The sequence below is a fragment of the Paraburkholderia sp. RL18-085-BIA-A genome, from assembly GCF_046027075.1.
In the GTDB taxonomy this organism is placed as follows: domain Bacteria; phylum Pseudomonadota; class Gammaproteobacteria; order Burkholderiales; family Burkholderiaceae; genus Paraburkholderia.
The window spans coordinates 1-15,269 of sequence record NZ_JARESU010000167.1 but is presented as its reverse complement, the minus strand read 5'-3'; the positions used below and the strand labels follow the sequence as shown (position 1 = coordinate 15,269).

10 protein-coding genes and 5 pseudogenes are annotated in these 15,269 nt (G+C 59.7%); 10 read left to right on the top strand and 5 right to left on the bottom strand.

Annotated features, from left to right (window positions below; all coding sequences use genetic code 11):
• From P0D89_RS45665 to P0D89_RS45625, 9 genes and pseudogenes are all read left to right on the top strand, one after another.
• A pseudogene (locus P0D89_RS45665) lies at positions 1-121 on the top strand (IS6 family transposase); the annotation flags it as partial.
• A gap of 55 nt (positions 122-176) precedes the next feature.
• Positions 177-529, top strand: a pseudogene (locus tag P0D89_RS45660) (IS6 family transposase); the annotation flags it as partial.
• A 129-nt stretch (positions 530-658) separates the two neighbouring features.
• Positions 659-1,674, top strand: a pseudogene (locus tag P0D89_RS45655) (IS110 family RNA-guided transposase).
• A gap of 277 nt (positions 1,675-1,951) precedes the next feature.
• Positions 1,952-2,038, top strand: a pseudogene (locus tag P0D89_RS45650) (IS6 family transposase); the annotation flags it as partial.
• 400 nt (positions 2,039-2,438) lie between these two features.
• Positions 2,439-3,137: a DUF3331 domain-containing protein gene (locus P0D89_RS45645; RefSeq protein ID WP_408370345.1), complete on the top strand. Its 699-nt coding sequence runs from the start codon at positions 2,439-2,441 to the stop codon at positions 3,135-3,137.
• The gene (locus P0D89_RS45640) at positions 3,134-4,081 is read left to right on the top strand and encodes an AEC family transporter (protein WP_408370343.1); all 948 of its coding nucleotides are present in this window, start codon (positions 3,134-3,136) and stop codon (positions 4,079-4,081) included. The genes P0D89_RS45645 and P0D89_RS45640 overlap by 4 nt, the downstream gene beginning before the upstream one ends.
• An 84-nt stretch (positions 4,082-4,165) precedes the next feature.
• Positions 4,166-5,572, top strand: a complete 1,407-nt coding sequence (gene fumC, locus P0D89_RS45635) for a class II fumarate hydratase (RefSeq protein ID WP_408378739.1) — start codon at positions 4,166-4,168, stop codon at positions 5,570-5,572.
• Positions 5,573-5,685: 113 nt separating this feature from the next.
• A complete protein-coding gene (locus P0D89_RS45630) occupies positions 5,686-6,036 on the top strand; it encodes a DUF4148 domain-containing protein (RefSeq protein WP_408378736.1) in 351 nt (116 codons plus the stop codon).
• A 505-nt stretch (positions 6,037-6,541) separates the two neighbouring features.
• Positions 6,542-6,733, top strand: coding sequence for a hypothetical protein (locus P0D89_RS45625; protein ID WP_408369860.1), 192 nt, complete (start codon positions 6,542-6,544; stop codon positions 6,731-6,733).
• Positions 6,734-7,715: 982 nt separating this feature from the next.
• Here the strand turns inward: P0D89_RS45625 and P0D89_RS45620 are convergent.
• The 3 genes and pseudogenes from P0D89_RS45620 to P0D89_RS45610 form a co-directional block, all read right to left on the bottom strand.
• Positions 7,716-9,964, bottom strand: a pseudogene (locus tag P0D89_RS45620) (xanthine dehydrogenase family protein molybdopterin-binding subunit).
• 10 nt (positions 9,965-9,974) lie between these two features.
• Positions 9,975-10,448, bottom strand: a complete 474-nt coding sequence (locus tag P0D89_RS45615; protein WP_408369857.1) for a (2Fe-2S)-binding protein — start codon at positions 10,446-10,448, stop codon at positions 9,975-9,977.
• Between the two features lie 57 nt (positions 10,449-10,505).
• Positions 10,506-11,345 (bottom strand): SDR family oxidoreductase, encoded by an 840-nt coding sequence (locus tag P0D89_RS45610; RefSeq protein ID WP_408369854.1) that lies wholly within the window; start codon positions 11,343-11,345, stop codon positions 10,506-10,508.
• A gap of 103 nt (positions 11,346-11,448) precedes the next feature.
• On the opposite strand from P0D89_RS45610, the gene P0D89_RS45605 reads away from it, so the two are divergent.
• Positions 11,449-12,390 (top strand): LysR family transcriptional regulator, encoded by a 942-nt coding sequence (locus P0D89_RS45605; RefSeq protein ID WP_408369851.1) that lies wholly within the window; start codon positions 11,449-11,451, stop codon positions 12,388-12,390.
• 622 nt (positions 12,391-13,012) lie between these two features.
• On the opposite strand, the gene P0D89_RS45600 is transcribed toward P0D89_RS45605, so the two are convergent.
• Positions 13,013-13,189, bottom strand: coding sequence for a YciI family protein (locus tag P0D89_RS45600; RefSeq protein WP_408369847.1), 177 nt, complete (start codon positions 13,187-13,189; stop codon positions 13,013-13,015).
• 332 nt (positions 13,190-13,521) lie between these two features.
• The gene (locus tag P0D89_RS45595; protein ID WP_408378733.1) at positions 13,522-14,466 is read right to left on the bottom strand and encodes a PEP-CTERM sorting domain-containing protein; all 945 of its coding nucleotides are present in this window, start codon (positions 14,464-14,466) and stop codon (positions 13,522-13,524) included.
• Between the last annotated feature and the right edge of the window lie 803 nt (positions 14,467-15,269).

Genomic DNA, 15,269 nt, shown 5'->3' with positions numbered 1-15,269 from the left:
ACACTTCGCGATCAAGCGGCATCTGCTGCGCGCTCCACTTTATCGCAAACAGCTTGCAGCAAGGTTCGTTGCCTGGCGCGAATTCACCGACCTCGCCCAAGATCCGTCGACTGGTTTCTAAATCATCGTCACACCTCCAGCGGTTTGTCTCACGCACGGCAGCTTGACAACGCCCCAAGGGCGAATGGCGATATCTTTACCGGGCCGTCGACAAGACCGCAACACCATCGACTTTCTGCTACGCGCCCACCGGGACAAGACTGCAGCCCGGCGTTACTTCGAGAAATCGATCGCCCAGACTGGCGCGCCCGAGACGGTGACCATCGACAAAAGCGGCGCCAATCTCGCCGCGCTCGAAGCGATCAATGCCGATCGTGAAACGCCCATCAAGATCCGCCAGTCGAAATATCTCAACAACCTGGTCGAGCAGGATCACCGGGCGATCAAGCCACGAACGCGACCCATGCTGGGATTCAAGACTTTACGCTGTGCCAGGATCCTCCTGGCCGGCATCGAACTGAATGATATGAACGCCTCCCGCCAGCGGGCTGGCACGCACGATGAAACAAGGTGGAAGCAGACCCTTGGAGGCCATTGGACGCCACGTGCCAGATTGGATGATCATGAAGATCTTCACAGGGAAACAGGAGGGTCCGAGATGAAGCCTACGCCAGTTGGGATTGACATCGCAAAAGACGTGTTTCAGCTCCATTACATCGACGCGGAGACAGGTGAGCTTGTCAATAAGCCGATCAAGCGAACTGCGTTTCTGCAGCACTTCGCGCCGGTCCCCGTGCCTGATCGGCATGGAAGCGTGCGGCGGTGCCCAGCACTGGGCTCGTGCGCTGACCCGGATGGGACACCATGTCAAGTTGATGCCAGCGGAGTTCGTCAAGGCATTCAACATCCGCAATAAAAACGATTCGGCGGACGCCCGTGCGATCTGGCTGGCGGTGCAGCAGCCAAGTAAGGCTGTCGCGGTAAAGAGCGAGGCACAACAGGCAGTGCCTGCACTGCACCGGATGCGTCAGCAACTGGTGAAGTTTCGCACCATGCAGATCAACAGTCTGCGCGGCCTGCTGACCGAGTACGGCGAAGTAATGGGCAAAGGACGGCACGCACTGGACAAGGCAATACCGGCTGTTCTGGCCAAGGTTGCGGACCGGTTGCCAGCAGTGCTTATCGACACGCTGCGAGAACAATGGAACGGACTGACGAAGCTGGACGGGCAGATCGCCGAGATTGAGCGGCGGCTACGTCAGTGGATGCGGGAGGACGAGGGGGTCAAGGCTGTTACCGAGATTCCGGGTGTCGGGGTGCTGACGGCAACGGCTGCCGTCGCGACAATCGGCGATGCCAAGACGTTTAAGTCGGGGAGGGAGTTTGCGGCCTGGATCGGTCTGGTTCCGAAGCAGATAGGTTCCGGCGGCAACGTGATACTGCTAGGTATCAGCGCGGGGTGACACGTATTTGCGCACACTGCTCATTCACGGCGCGCGAAGTGTGATCACTCGCGCCAGAGAGTCTGGCCAGTGGGTTGAACAGATTAGCAAGCGGCGACCGTCCAACGTTGTGGTTGTAGCACTCGCTAACAAAATGGCACGGACAATTTGGGCGATCCTGGCTCACGGGCGGTCGTACCAGAAAGAGTACGTGAGCGTAAGGCCGACCTAAACGGGTAGCTTGCCGAAGATTTAATTTAATTTAAACAGGATGACATGTCGAAGGTTGCGCAGGCGATTGAGTGTGATGACAGACCAGGTGGGACCGGGACTCGCTAAACCTGAATGTGCATAAGAGCTTTGAGCTCGTGAACTGAATGAGGCGCGAGTCAGCGAATTTCATAGGGGCCCGCAGCGGATCAGGCTGCATCAGGCCGGATATAGAGCTGCAGCCCATCCTGTCCGTTAGAACACGCAAATGCCTTTGCAAATGGGAGGCGTTCATATAGATGCACATGATCGAGAAAGGGCAGATGAAGTGTGCTCGAGGAACCCATCCGCCCGCCGCTGATCAATTCTACGACCTTGCAATATAAATTGTACTTCGTATATCGATCTCGCCGGCCTCTCGATTCTTACCGCGACAAAGCCATTCAAAGTGCCAAACACGCTCTAAGCGCCGTCCCCCTGAGTTCCTTGACTCTCCTCGTTGACTCCTGGGTGGCGCGCGTCAATCCATCGCACGCCACCCGTCCCTTCAAAGTCACAGTTGTCACCCGATTTCCGATTCCAGTGACCGATCTGTAGTTCGGCAGCCGGAAATTGCACAGACGTACGAAGGGAACTCGCCATGAAGCAAGCATTGATCGTCTATCTGAGGCTGCCATCAACCTAATTTTGCGTTCGCTATACCAGCCGCGACTTGACCAGGCAGTCAAATGGCAGGTTCGGGAGAGCAGCGAATTTTCACGACAGGACGCGTACCGAAGGAATGTCATGTCTAACTTGTTTTGTAACGATCCATGGATTCACATTCTATCTGGTATCCTAACGACAACAAGGATGGATAGCGGTGGTAACAAAACAGACTCTATCAAGCATCGGTCACTAGATCGCAACAACGACCGCCGCCTCAGAGGGTCTTGGCAATCAGGGGCGAGTTCGCGCGACGAAGATGCTGGACTTCTTCCGAAACCGAGCTGCGTTACGATTCTTGACCGACTCTCGCTAACCACAATCGCAGTCAGCTGGTGTGACGCCACGGCTGGTCACTACGGTGACCAGATTTGGACTACCGGCATTGCCAATAAGCGAGCGATCTGCGTCCTGACCGGTGCATTCATCCGTCGAGGCGACGCAGTGTATCGCCCGCGCCGCTCGAGCACACAGCTGCCTGCCAATTTCGACAGGGTGATTCTCGCATCCGCGCTGCCGGAATGCGAGTCTGTGCCGGCAACGGACACCGTCACTCGGGCTAGCACCAGACCTGTTTCGCACAAGCACCACGTCACACCCCTATTCAGCAGCCAGACGTTCCAGCGGCACGACAAAAGACTAAAGCGATTCAACGATTGCAGCGAACATAGCCGGCAATTCATCCGCAGCGCTTTCGCCGCGGTATGTCGTAGGGGGCGGGTCGAGCAGTTTCGTATCGCAACAGGGTCCTCCGTCGCCAGCATGGAGATCAAGTCATGACACAGACTATCCTGGCAGCCTTGCTGCCCGTCGTATTCGTCGTCGCCTTGGGCGTACTTGCAGCGAGATTTCGCATCATCGAAAAATCTTCAGCGCCTATATTCGCAGACTTCGTTGTCCGCTTCGCTCTGCCACTCGCCCTTCTTGGCGGTGTGCTGAAGATATCCCCCGCCGCAATCGAGAACGGCCCCTATCTTCTTTCTATGCTATTGGGGCTGATGGTGCCCTACGCCATTGCATTCGGAATTGGCAAACTGGTGTTCCGCCACGGTCTCAGCGAGAGTGCACTGCAGGCACTGGTTTGCGCGTTCCCTAGTATGGCGTATTCAGGACTTCCGGTTCTGGAAGCAGTAGTCGGCCAACAGGGCGTGCTGGCAGTTGTGGTAGGCAATCTCGTTACCAGCGTAATCATGATTCCGCTGACCCTGGTTCTGGTTCAGATCGGACTCGGTGGCGGCAAGGCAGGGCAGAACGCCGGGGCGCTGGTGGCTCATAGCCTTCTCGATGCCATTAAGCAGCCGGTCGTCTGGCTGCCGATCATTGGTGCAATCATCGCCCTTTTTGGTGTCCATACGCCCAAAGTGCTCGAGCTTTCGTTCAATCTCATTGGCCAGGCTGCCGCAGGCGTCGCGCTGTTCACGTTGGGATTGATTCTCTACGGGCAACGGCTGAGCATGGACCGCGATATCGCGCTCAATGCACTGATGAAGAACGTGGGACAGCCCGCCGTCCTTTTTGGGTTGACGATGCTCTTCGGCATACACGGCGCACCGGCACGCGAATTGTTTCTAACCGGGGCGATCCCTACGGCGACGGCTGCATCAATGCTTGCACTACGTTACCGCACCTATGCGGATGAAGCCGCGGCCTCCACTCTGGTTGGCACAGTCGGCTCGATTGTGACCATCACTGTCGCAATCATCCTGGCGGCGCACCTGAACTGATGGGCCGTCTTCCTTATCGACAGCAACCGGTCAGATTGCCCGCACGCGTGGCATCGCGACATTTTCAGTGAAAGGAGATTTACGATGGGCAACGTTCGCACAGAGGCTGACAGCCTCGGAGAAGTCACCGTCGCCGCCGACAGGCTTTGGGGCGCTCAGACACAGCGCTCGCTCGAACATTTCAGTATCGGCAGAGACCTGATGCCGAGGGAAATGATAACCGCCTATGCCATCCTCAAGAAGGCGGCGGCCAGCGCAAACCATGCGGGCAAACGTCTTAACGATCAAACCCATACTCTGATTACCCGGGTCTGCGACGAAATTCTGGCCGGCCAGCATCACGATATGTTTCCTTTGCACGTCTGGATGACTGGCAGCGGCACGCAGTTCAACATGAACGTCAATGAAGTGATTTCGAATCGCTGTTGCCACCTCGCTGGCACGCCGCTCGGCAGCAAGAAGCCGGTGCATCCAAACGATCACGTCAACATGTCGCAGTCGTCGAACGACTCGTTTCCTTCCGCGATGTACATCGCCGCTGCCGTCAATACGACGCAGCGCCTGGTTCCAGCGGTAAAGGCACTGCATGACGCGATCGCCGGCAAGGCTGAAGAGTGGAAGGACATCGTCAAGATCGGGCGGACCCATATGCAGGATGCAACGCCGCTCACGCTCGGCCAGGAGTGGTCGGGCTATGCCGGTATGCTTGCGGACAACCTTGCCCGAATCGACGATGCTCTGGGAGGAACGTATAGCCTCGCGTTGGGCGGTACCGCAGTCGGAACCGGGATCAATGCCGCACCGGGCTTCGCAGAAGCAGCCGCGGCTGAAATTTCCAGGCTGACGCAACTGCCGTTTGCCAGCGCATCGAACAAGTTCACTGTGCAGGGCGCCCACGATGCACTGATACAGCTCTCTGGCACCTTTCGCACTCTGGCGGTTTCGCTCTACAAGATTGGCAACGACATTCGACTGATGTCGTGCGGCCCTCGCGCAGGGTTCGCGGAACTCCTGATCCCAGAAAATGAGCCGGGATCCTCCATCATGCCCGGCAAGGTCAATCCGACCCAGGCGGAGGCGCTGACAATGCTCGCCGTGCAGGTCATGGCGAACGACGTCGCGGTCGGCTTTGGCGGCGCCGGCGGATATCTCGAGATGAACGTCTACAAGCCGCTGATCATCTTCAACCTGACTCATTCGATTACGTTGATGACCGACGGCTGCACGAATTTCCGGCGATTCCTGATCGAGGGCACGAGGCCAAACGTCAAGAAGATAAAGGAGTACGTCGATCGCTCCCTGATGCTGGTCACCGCACTGGCTCCAGTAATCGGATATGACAAGGCGTCGAAGATCGCGCATCACGCGATGGAGCACGATCTTACCCTGAAGGCAGCGGCGCTACAGCTCGGCTTTGTCTCTGAGGAGGAGTTCGACCGCGTCGTCGATCCCGCCAAAATGGTGAAACCGTATGTTGCTGCTGAGCAGTAGCGGGACACGAACACCTTAGGGTAACGATCGTCATAGGAACCCAGCGATGTTCTTATCGATCGGTGAGATCGAGGATCCCCGACGCCGCTCGTCGGTGCGTTGCCCCTCAGTAAATGAAGGAGTTTTCAATCATGAAAACGTTTATCTGCATTACATTAGCTGTCAGCGCGCTCACTAGCCCGACGCTTTCCTCTGCACAGGTCACCACCGTGCCGCTGACGCGCGCGCAAGTCCACGCGGACCTCGTGCGCGTCGAGCAGGCCGGGTATAACCCGGCGGCGGGTGACGACGCGAACTATCCGGCCGACATTCAGGCAGCCGAGAGACGCGTCGTCGCACAAGACGGCGCTGCTCCAGCCGATACCAACGGTTACGGCCCGAGCGTCAACGGAACATCTCAACAAAATCGGCGGACTGACATGACGGTTAGTACGTATTCACCGCCGATTTACGTCCACCATTAAACAACCTGGCCGGCGAGCCCCAGAGCCTGCACCAGAGGTACGGGCGGGAATTCAACCTGGAGGCCGTACCGCTGGCGGCCCTAGGCGAAAGATCCCGGCAAACGTCACTTACTTCGCCTTCGATCTACTTTTCGTTCAACGGCCGCGATCTCCGCAGTCAACCTCTGAGCGAACGCCGCGCCGCACTTCGTGCAGTTCTTCTGAGATGCGCTCAGGATGACGTTCGGTTAAGCGACGCGTTCGAATATAACGTCGCGTCCGTGGCCGAGGCGAACGAGGTAGCCTTGCTGCTTTGGAGTCCCCTTGCAGGCGGATACCTGAATGGTAAAAACACCAACGGAAGCGGTGGTACGGAAACGGGGCGCACGATGCTGCACTTCCTGCCCAGTGATCCGTCGAAGGCGACCTCATTGTTTTCGAGTTGCGGAGGATCGCCACGGAGCTCGAGTCGACGCCGGCACAATTTGCGCTGGCGTGAGTATCGGGACGCAGCGAAGCGACCTCGGTGATCATCGGCGCACGCACCGAGGCTCAGCTTGAAGATAACCTGAGCGCGCAGCGGCTGGTTCTTTCGGGCACGCAGAGAGACGGGCTCGATCGCGTGTCGCAACCAGAGGTTGAGTATCCACGCTGGATGCAGCGGATCGCTGGCGCTGATGACCGTATGGCTGAGGCCTGCACCGGCATCCCGAAGTAAGCGGCGAATGTTCCGTCGGGCGTGCAGGCGACCGCGGTCCATCTATGAACCCTCGACGAGGGTGCGTCCGCAGGACTGCTGCACCGAATGAAAGAGTCAACAATAGGAGAGGCGGATGCTTCGAGTCACCATTGAGTTGCTGCCCGGTGGAAGGGAAAGCGGAAAGCGTGTCATCGCGACGGCGGATATCGCACGGGTGAGTGACGCAGCACTCGCTGACTACAGCGTCGCCCTGGAGGACAGAGGGGCACAACGATGAGCAGGAGGGCATGATCGAACTGGCCGAATATATGAGTGGTTGCGTGTGTGAGGTGTGCGGCAATCGCGGCAAAGTCCTCCGTAATGGCTCGATCAAGACCCGGTGTCCCGATCACGAGAACGTCTGAAGCGTAACGTCATCCAGTTGCAATCGATTGCGGGCTCTCGGATTTCATTCATGGCGACGCGGTCTGGAGGGGAAGGGCCGACCCGCATGCCGATCACTTCGAAAAAGCGCATCCCCTTCGGCGCCTGATACTCCTTGTGCGCTACAGTGAAAAAGTGAAGGATCCCAATGGCTGCGGAGGTGTCACAGAACGGGCCGTGAAGCGACATTCGCTCACACCATCGCTCAGACAATCAGGCGTTGGCTTCGCTCAGAAATCGGCCATTCAATTTGCACCGGCGAAGTGGTGCTCATCGGCCATTGCTGACATTGGGCTGGCTGGGTTCTACGTCGGCAATATGGCGAATTGCTGACGATGGCGGCATCGAGCAACCCGACGGCAGCTTCCTGCATAGCGAACTCACCCTCCCAACCCGTTGCAGCCGCTGGCTATACTCGCGTCGAATGGCTGGTGATGCGCGGACTCCGGCCGTTGGAATCAAGGCGCTTAGCCTCACGACCGGAGCGTTGCCTACAGGCGTTTGCGATGTGTGCGGTGCGCCCGAGGACCACTATCGAGCTGCCGTGTGACAGCTACCCGCCGCTGACTGTGTCGGGTCAGGCCAGGTTGGACGGCAACTGGCGCTGCGGCTTGCCGGTCAGCCGTGCGATGGCGTTGGCAAACGCCGGCGCCAGCGGTGGCAGGCCGGGTTCACCCATGCCGGTAGGCGCATCGGCGCTGGGCACGATGTGGACATCGAACTCCGGCATGTCGGTGATGCGGGCCACGGTGAAGTCGCCGAAGTTGCTCTGCTGCACTTCGCCGTCCTTCAATGTGATGGCGGCGCCAGGCAGGCACATAGACAGCCCCATGACCGCCGCGCTCTGCACCTGGGCTTCCACACTGCGCGGGTTCACGGCCAGGTTGCAATGCACCCCTGCGGTGACACCGTGCAGCACAGGACGCGACTCTTGCACCGAGGCCACCACCACGCAGGCGACCACCGAGTCGAAGGACTCATGCACGGCCACGCCCCAGGCACGGCTGGCCGGCAATTGCTTCTTGCCATAGCCGCTCTTGTCGACCGCCAGTTGCAGCGCAGCGCGGTGGCGCGGATGCTTGTCGCCGAACAGGCGCATGCGGTAAGCCACCGGATCCTGCTTCGTGGCGCGTGCGATATCGTCAAGCAAAGTCTCCATCACGAAGGCAGTGTGGGTGGAACCCACACTGCGCCACCACAACACTGGCACGTTGGGCGTGGGGTGGTGCACGGTCAGGCGCATCGGCAACGGGTAAGGACCACGCATGCCCTCCGTGGCCGTGGCGTCGATGCCGTTCTTCACCTGGAATTCTTCGAATACCGTGCCCGAGGTAATCGACTGGCCAACAATGACATGATCCCAGGCCAGCACGTTGCCGCGCACGTCGAAGCCGATGCGTGCGCGGTGCAGATGCATGGGGCGGTAGTAGCCGCCCTTGATGTCGTCCTCGCGGCTCCAGAGCGTGCGCACCGGCGCGTTCAGGCCGGCAGAACGGACGGCCTTGGCCACCTCACAGGCTTCGACCACGTAATCGCTCGTACCCACGAAGCGCCGGCCGAATCCGCCGCCCGCCATCTGCACGTGCACCTTCACCTGCTCGGGCTTGAGACCCAGCACACGCGCGGCCGCGACACCGTCCAGACCGGCGCACTGTGGGTGCCCACCCATAGCTCGGCGCGCCCGTCAGAGAGCTGGACAGTGCAGTTCAGCGGCTCCATCGGCGCGTGGGCCAGGTACGGGAACACGAACTCGGCTTCCAGCTGATGCGGGGCCGCGATCAGCGGCGTCATATTGGCGTCGAGCTGGCGCGGACCCGGGCGAATGGCCAGTTCGCGGTACTGGGCCAGCAACCGTGCGCTGTCCACCTTCTCGACCGAGGCCGTGTCCCACTGCAGCGTCAGCGCATCGCGCCCCTGCTTCGCCGGCCAATAGCCGTCGGCCACCACGGCTATACCTTCGCCATCGCGATCCAGCGGCACGCGCAGCACGGCCTTCACTCCCTTGATGGCGCGCGCGGCACTGTCGTCCACCGTGGTCAGTCGCGCGCCGAACACAGGCGGATGCGCCACCACGGCGGTGAGCTGGCCGGACAGGTGCGTGTCGATGCCGAAGTCCTGATGTCCACTGCTCTTGGCCCGAGCATCAAGGCGCGTGGTGGGGCGGCCGATGATGCGAAAATCCTTGGGGTTCTTCAGCGTGACCTTCTCGGGCACAGGCAGCGCCATGGCGGCCTCGGCCAGTTCGCCGTAGCTCAGCTTCTGACCACCGGGGCCCAGCACGGTCCCAGCCTGCGTGCGTAGCATGGCCACGTCCACGTTCCAGCGCGCTGCCGCCGCGGACAGCAGCATGGCCCGGGTACGCGCGCCGAGCTCGCGGTACTGCGTGAAGCTGTTCTTGATCGACTGGGAACCGCCGGTGAGGTGAATGCCGAAGAGCGGGTCGACGTAGGCGGAGTCGTTTGAGCCCTGCCGGCTGCGCACCAGGTTCCAGTCCGCGTCGAGCTCTTCTGCCAGGATCATCGGCAAGCCGGTTTGCACACCCTGCCCGAACTCGAGCCGGTTGATGGTCACCGTGACCTCGCCACCAGGAGCAATTTGTACGAAGGCCGATGGCTGTTGCGTCGGCTTAAGGGCGCTGTCCGCCTGGGCCGTGCTACTGGTTTGTCCTATGGCCAGGTAGGGAAAGACGCCTAGCGCAAGGCCGCCGACACCCGCCAGCTTCAGAAAGCTGCGGCGCGGCAGCGTGGCGGGTTCCCCGGCCCGGCCCCCGGTCAGCAGGCGCTGCAGGGCGCGTGGCATTTCGCTGTAGTCGAATTCAGGCAACATGGTGGCTCCTTCAGGCCAGGGCCCTGGCGGCGTCGGCCACTGCGGCGCGGATGCGGGCATAGGTGCCGCAGCGACAAATGTTGCCCGCCATGGCCGCGTCGATCTCGACGGCGGTAGGCTGCTTGCCGCGGGGCAACGACTTCAGGAACGCCGTGGCGCTCATGATCTGGCCGCTTTGGCAGTAGCCGCACTGCGCTACGTCGTGCTTGACCCAGGCTGCGTGCACGATGGCGCCGACTTTGTCGCTGCCGTCGGTGGCGGCTTCGATGGTGGTGATCTGCCTGCCCTGGGCCGCCGATATCGGCGTAACGCAGGAACGGATGGCCTGCCCGTCCAGATGCACGGTGCAGGCGCCGCACAGCGCGGCGCCGCAGCCGAACTTCGTGCTTGTCATGCCCAACGTGTCGCGCAAGGCCCAGAGAATGGGGGTGTCCGGGGCGACATCGACCGGGAGCTCACGGCCGTTGACGTGGAGCGTGTTCATGATGGGTCAGTCCTGCGCAGGTTAGGTGTGTCGTGGCAAGTGCGACTCGCCTCGCGATCAGAAGCTGCCGTCCGTCGACTTCGACAGCGCCTCGAAGGCGTGCACCGCCTTCAATCGAGCCTCTACAGCCGGCCCGACCATCGCCAGTGCATCGCTTCCGGCCACGAACACGCGGGGCGGAGTATCCATGCCCACGAGCTTTACCAGGACCTGGCCGAGCTTGTCCGGATCGCCCGGTTGCTTGCCGGCATAGGGAGACCACATCGCCTCGGCGCTGACCTCGGCGGCTGCGTAATCGTCGATGCGCTTGTCCGGCCATTTGGCGTTAGCTGCGTCCAGCAGATCCGTGCGGAAGAATCCTGGTTCGACCACCGTGATCTTGATGCCGAACTTTCCGACCTCCTCCGCCACAGCGAGCGAAAGGCCCTCCACGGCGAACTTGCTCGCGCTGTAGGCGCCGCAGTGCATCAGGCCGACAGCGCCTGCCACGGAACTGACGTTGATGATGTTTCCGGAGCGTTGCTTGCGCATGACCGGCAGCGCTGCCCGCATTACGTTGCTCACGCCCCAGAAGTTCGTCGCGAACAGGTGTTGAATGTCCTGCGTTCCCAATTCCTCGAAATTGCCCAGCAGGCTGTAGCCGGCACTGTTCACGACTACATCGATACGACCGAACTTTTTCTGCGCCTGTTCGACCGCGGCCGTTGCCTGGGCCTCGTCGGAGACGTCCAGCGGGAGGATCTCCAGGTTCGCGCCGGCCAGGTCGCGCAGGGCATTGCCCACTTTGGCCAGGTTCCTGCCTGTGGCAACGACTCGATCACCTGCCTTCAATGCGGCCCTGGCCGTACCAGCGCCGATACCACTGCCGGCACCTGTGATAAACCACACTTTACTCATCGCTCAAACTCCCGGTTCTTTTCAACGACCTTCACTCTAGGCCGATGGATCAAGAAGAAAAACGCCCTGGTACTGAACACGCTTTGAAGATATTCTTCAAAGTATGAGACTCAACCAGCTTGATGGACTGCTCGCATTCTGGAAGGTCGCGGAGCACCACGGGTTCTCTGCCGCCGCGGCAGCGCTCGAGGTTTCGCCTTCCGCGCTCAGCCAGGCGATCCGCCATCTGGAGGCCCGGCTCGGCGTCAGGCTTCTCAACCGGAACACGCGCAGCGTCAGCCTCACCGAAGCCGGACAGGCTTACCTGTCCCGGATCGGGCCGGCATTGAGCGACGTGCTGGAAGCCGGAGAGCAGCTTCATGAGCTTCAGGGCCGGCCATCGGGGGTCCTGCGCATCAACGCAGCGCGAATCTCGACCGCGATGGTGCTCCAGCCGCTGCTGGCCGGGTTCCTGAAGGCCTATCCGGACGTCCACGTGGAGCTGACGAATGACGAGGGCTACGTGGACATCGTCGAAAGAGGGTTCGACGCCGGCATTCGAATGGGAGAGAGTGTCCAGAAGGATATGATCGCGCTGCCTCTCGGCGGCCCGGTTGCCGTGTCCATCGTTGGATCGCCTGACTACTTCAGGCAGCATCCCGTGCCGCGGCACCCCGCCGATCTGATCCATCACAACTGCGTGCGGTTCAGGTTTTCCGGCAGCGGGGCCATTCACAAGTGGGAGCTCGAGGTCGACGGCCGCATCGTCGAATACGAGATCAGCGGCAACCTCACGATCAGCGACTCGTTGTTCTCGGTTGAGGCTGCGCTGGATGGCATTGCACTGGCGTACACGTTCGAGCAGCTCGCGCTTCCTCACATCCGGGCCAGAAAGTTGAAACGCGTCTTGAGCACCTTCTCACCGACTTTCCCCGGGTTCTACCTGTACTACCCGAGCAGACGCCAGCAGCCTGCCAAGCTGAAGGCCCTGGTGAACTACGTGCTGGCGCATTCCAGCCCCGAGACGATTGGAATGTCAGCAACCGTGCCCGCGACAGACGTGTAGTAGTACGCCCATTTTTTCGGTGACCGAAAGTCTGTGTCGGACCGACAAATTCCGCACGAAGGTAAGCATCGCGCGACCATTAGACAGTGGAAACAATCGCCGACTGTCCCGACGGCCATTTGAATCAGGATGCAAAATTCGAATGGCCGGTTTGCCGCAATCAACGGTCAACCGTTAGACGAACTTGATCGGCCGCTTGTGGCCGAGAGTTCCAATTGGATGAACGTTCTACAGAGTCGACGTTGAAATCCGCCACGTCGGCTTTCCGGCGATTGGTTTGAACGCGAACTGACGGCCACAACCTGCCGTTCAGCGAGCGGGCGAACCTGCCGTTGGAACGGCTGCATTACTTCGTTACCTGACCGACGAGCTACGCGCACAATTCGGCCGGAGCCGTCATTGGGATGAGCTGGGTTCTACGTCAGCAATGCGGCGGATTGCTGACGGCGACAGGGTCAAGCACGCGGACGGCAGCTTTCTGCATTGGTGAACTCACACTCTCGACCCGCTACTGCCGTTCAGGTCGAGCCTTAGCAACGGCCTCTTCCAAGTTCCAACGGACATTCATTTCGTTGCCGCCAGTGTTGCCACGATCGCGCAGTTGCTTCCAGTGGGTCCCCGGTCAGTAAAACGGACGCACCGCGACCGGCGCCCGACAGGCGACGGCGGCCTTGCGGCCCCACGCCAGAGCCTCGTCAAGGTCGGCGGCTTCCAGCACCCAGAAGCCGCCGACGTGCGCCTTGGTTTCCAGGTACGGCCCCTCGGTGTTGAGCACCTCACCATCGGGCTGCGCCCGCATCGCGGTCGATCGTCAACGACACGCGCCCCTCCGCGGGCGACACGTTGATCGCGTTCTCGACCATATACTTCAGCAGGTCTCAGTAACCCGCCAGGCCTCCACTCATTTATACGGTTTATACGAAAGGGAACTGGATATTAAAGGGGCGGCCATAGGCCGCCCATCATTAAATATCCGGGCGCGCTTCGTTGAAGGCCGAAACTAGTCGGATAGATATGGGTTTATCTGCCCGAACTCAGTGCGCGAAAGCGGTATGGTGATCGCTCTTCAAGTCCAATCCACCGCTCGCTTCCCCAGCTTCATCCATTGCCTGGTCGGCTTTTCGGGAGGCCCTAAGTTGATCCGACGCGACAGCCTGTAGATCGCCTGCTTCCCGTGGAGAAATATTGAGCGCTTGCGCGACCTGTTCGTCCGGCCCAAGCTGATCTCGGATCAAGGCCCGTAATGCTACCGAAAATCATGAGTGCCTCCAGGTAACTTCCGAAACGGCTTGCATGATAGTTGTTGCTGGATTCCGGTGGTAACCCGGAGCGCCAGAGATCGACTTGACCCGGCGTGATTCCGTCATACGGATCTGGGTCCGCGATTCTGTACTGGATCGCTCGGTTCCATGCCAGACCGACAGGTACGATTTCGGCATCCACCTTCGGATTGGCAGCTATAGCGAATTGGTATCCCGCCTGGACGTGCTTAGCCATCTGCCCTATAGGTGTTCCGTACCAAAGACTCGAAGGCGTGTTATACACAAGGTCTGCCCGGGACCATGTGGAGAGAAACGCAATCTTTACGTCGGGGTTTTTAGCTTGCCACATTGCACCGAGCAGCCCGAGGTCGCTAGTGATACGCATCGGATTTCCTGGTGCATCGAAGTCGAGCGTAGTCTGTCCGTTCATGACAACCTTGTCCCACGGTCGGTCAATTACGTCTCGCTTTGTGTCGTAGTGCTGAGTCAGGGATGACCCAGGAATCATCTCCATTGAGACGTCGTAGTTCAGGCCTGCTTCTTTCGCCAAAGCTTTAAACATCGCGGGCACACCACCGATGGCTTTGCATCCACCTTCGGTCTGCGTGCAGCCGTTCAAATCAGTCACTGTCCCGACCCCAAAGCTTTCTACTTCGGTGTAGCCCCATGTAACGCTGCTTCCCATGAAAAGGACGGTAGAGGGAGCAGCTGGTCCAGCGGCCATTGCATGAGAGCCGACAAGCAACACTGCCATGGTGATAAGGGGGCGGGCCTTCCTGGAGTAATACTTCACCTGAGGACGCGCGTTTTCCATTGTTGTCTCCATTTGATGATGTGATCTTTTTTGAAAAGCCGCTCGTATGTTTGCACGATTCATTTACGCACAACGAACATGGAAGTAAATGCAACTTTAACTTTCAGTTAAGAAAATGCGGCTAACAATAGCCTCCCCCGTCGTATGTCATGCGCGATAGGTCGCAGCGGTCTGCCAAAAATATTGTTGATAGGGCGCCTGCGGAAGAGTTGGATCGAAGGTACGCATCCGGACAAGTGGAAGCTGAGACTCGGACTATCGATAGGTGAAGTGGCCGGATAGCACCCTGTAACTGTGTCAGAAACGCGAATGCCTGCAGGTCGGCAAAGCTGAAGAAGCAATCACCCTCGCGAATTGAATGGCCGCTTTTTGGGGCAGATTCAACCGGTGGATGAGAGGTGGCCTCACTCGTTCGGACAGTATTCTGAGATTTTTAAGTGGAACGTCCGGGGCGGTCATGCTGCCAATTTGATCGCGGGCAGCGTCGCGAAGTATGCCTCATCCGGCGTGCGGTCTTCCAGACTCGAATGAGGTCGTCTCTGGTTGTACAAGCCGTCAACACAACGCCCATATCACCGAGTCAAGGGAAGTTCTCTATCGTTGGCACCCGTGGTACGGGCACACGGTATGGATTTTCACCACGATAGAAAGGAAGAACGCCGAGTCAGTGCTGCGCTGTGGGCGAGAGCCGTTCGACACGGCGGGCTTGCTGGAGGTGCCGCAATGGATGTTCGATCCCGTTGCCTGCCCCCCGGCGTCAGACTACTTGTCGTGTTATCTGATTCTTATAGACATGGTCCGGT

What these genes read in the sequence shown, in the direction of transcription:
- P0D89_RS45645 (WP_408370345.1), top strand. Translation starts at nt 2,439, where the DNA reads ATGTCTAACTTGTTTTGTAACGATCCATGGATTCACATTCTATCTGGT.
- P0D89_RS45640 (WP_408370343.1), top strand. Translation starts at nt 3,134, where the DNA reads ATGACACAGACTATCCTGGCAGCCTTGCTGCCCGTCGTATTCGTCGTC.
- fumC (WP_408378739.1), top strand. Translation starts at nt 4,166, where the DNA reads ATGGGCAACGTTCGCACAGAGGCTGACAGCCTCGGAGAAGTCACCGTC.
- P0D89_RS45630 (WP_408378736.1), top strand. Translation starts at nt 5,686, where the DNA reads ATGAAGGAGTTTTCAATCATGAAAACGTTTATCTGCATTACATTAGCT.
- P0D89_RS45615 (WP_408369857.1), bottom strand. Translation starts at nt 10,448, where the DNA reads ATGAACACGCTCCACGTCAACGGCCGTGAGCTCCCGGTCGATGTCGCC.
- P0D89_RS45610 (WP_408369854.1), bottom strand. Translation starts at nt 11,345, where the DNA reads ATGAGTAAAGTGTGGTTTATCACAGGTGCCGGCAGTGGTATCGGCGCT.
- P0D89_RS45605 (WP_408369851.1), top strand. Translation starts at nt 11,449, where the DNA reads ATGAGACTCAACCAGCTTGATGGACTGCTCGCATTCTGGAAGGTCGCG.
- P0D89_RS45600 (WP_408369847.1), bottom strand. Translation starts at nt 13,189, where the DNA reads ATGCGGGCGCAGCCCGATGGTGAGGTGCTCAACACCGAGGGGCCGTAC.
- P0D89_RS45595 (WP_408378733.1), bottom strand. Translation starts at nt 14,466, where the DNA reads ATGGAAAACGCGCGTCCTCAGGTGAAGTATTACTCCAGGAAGGCCCGC.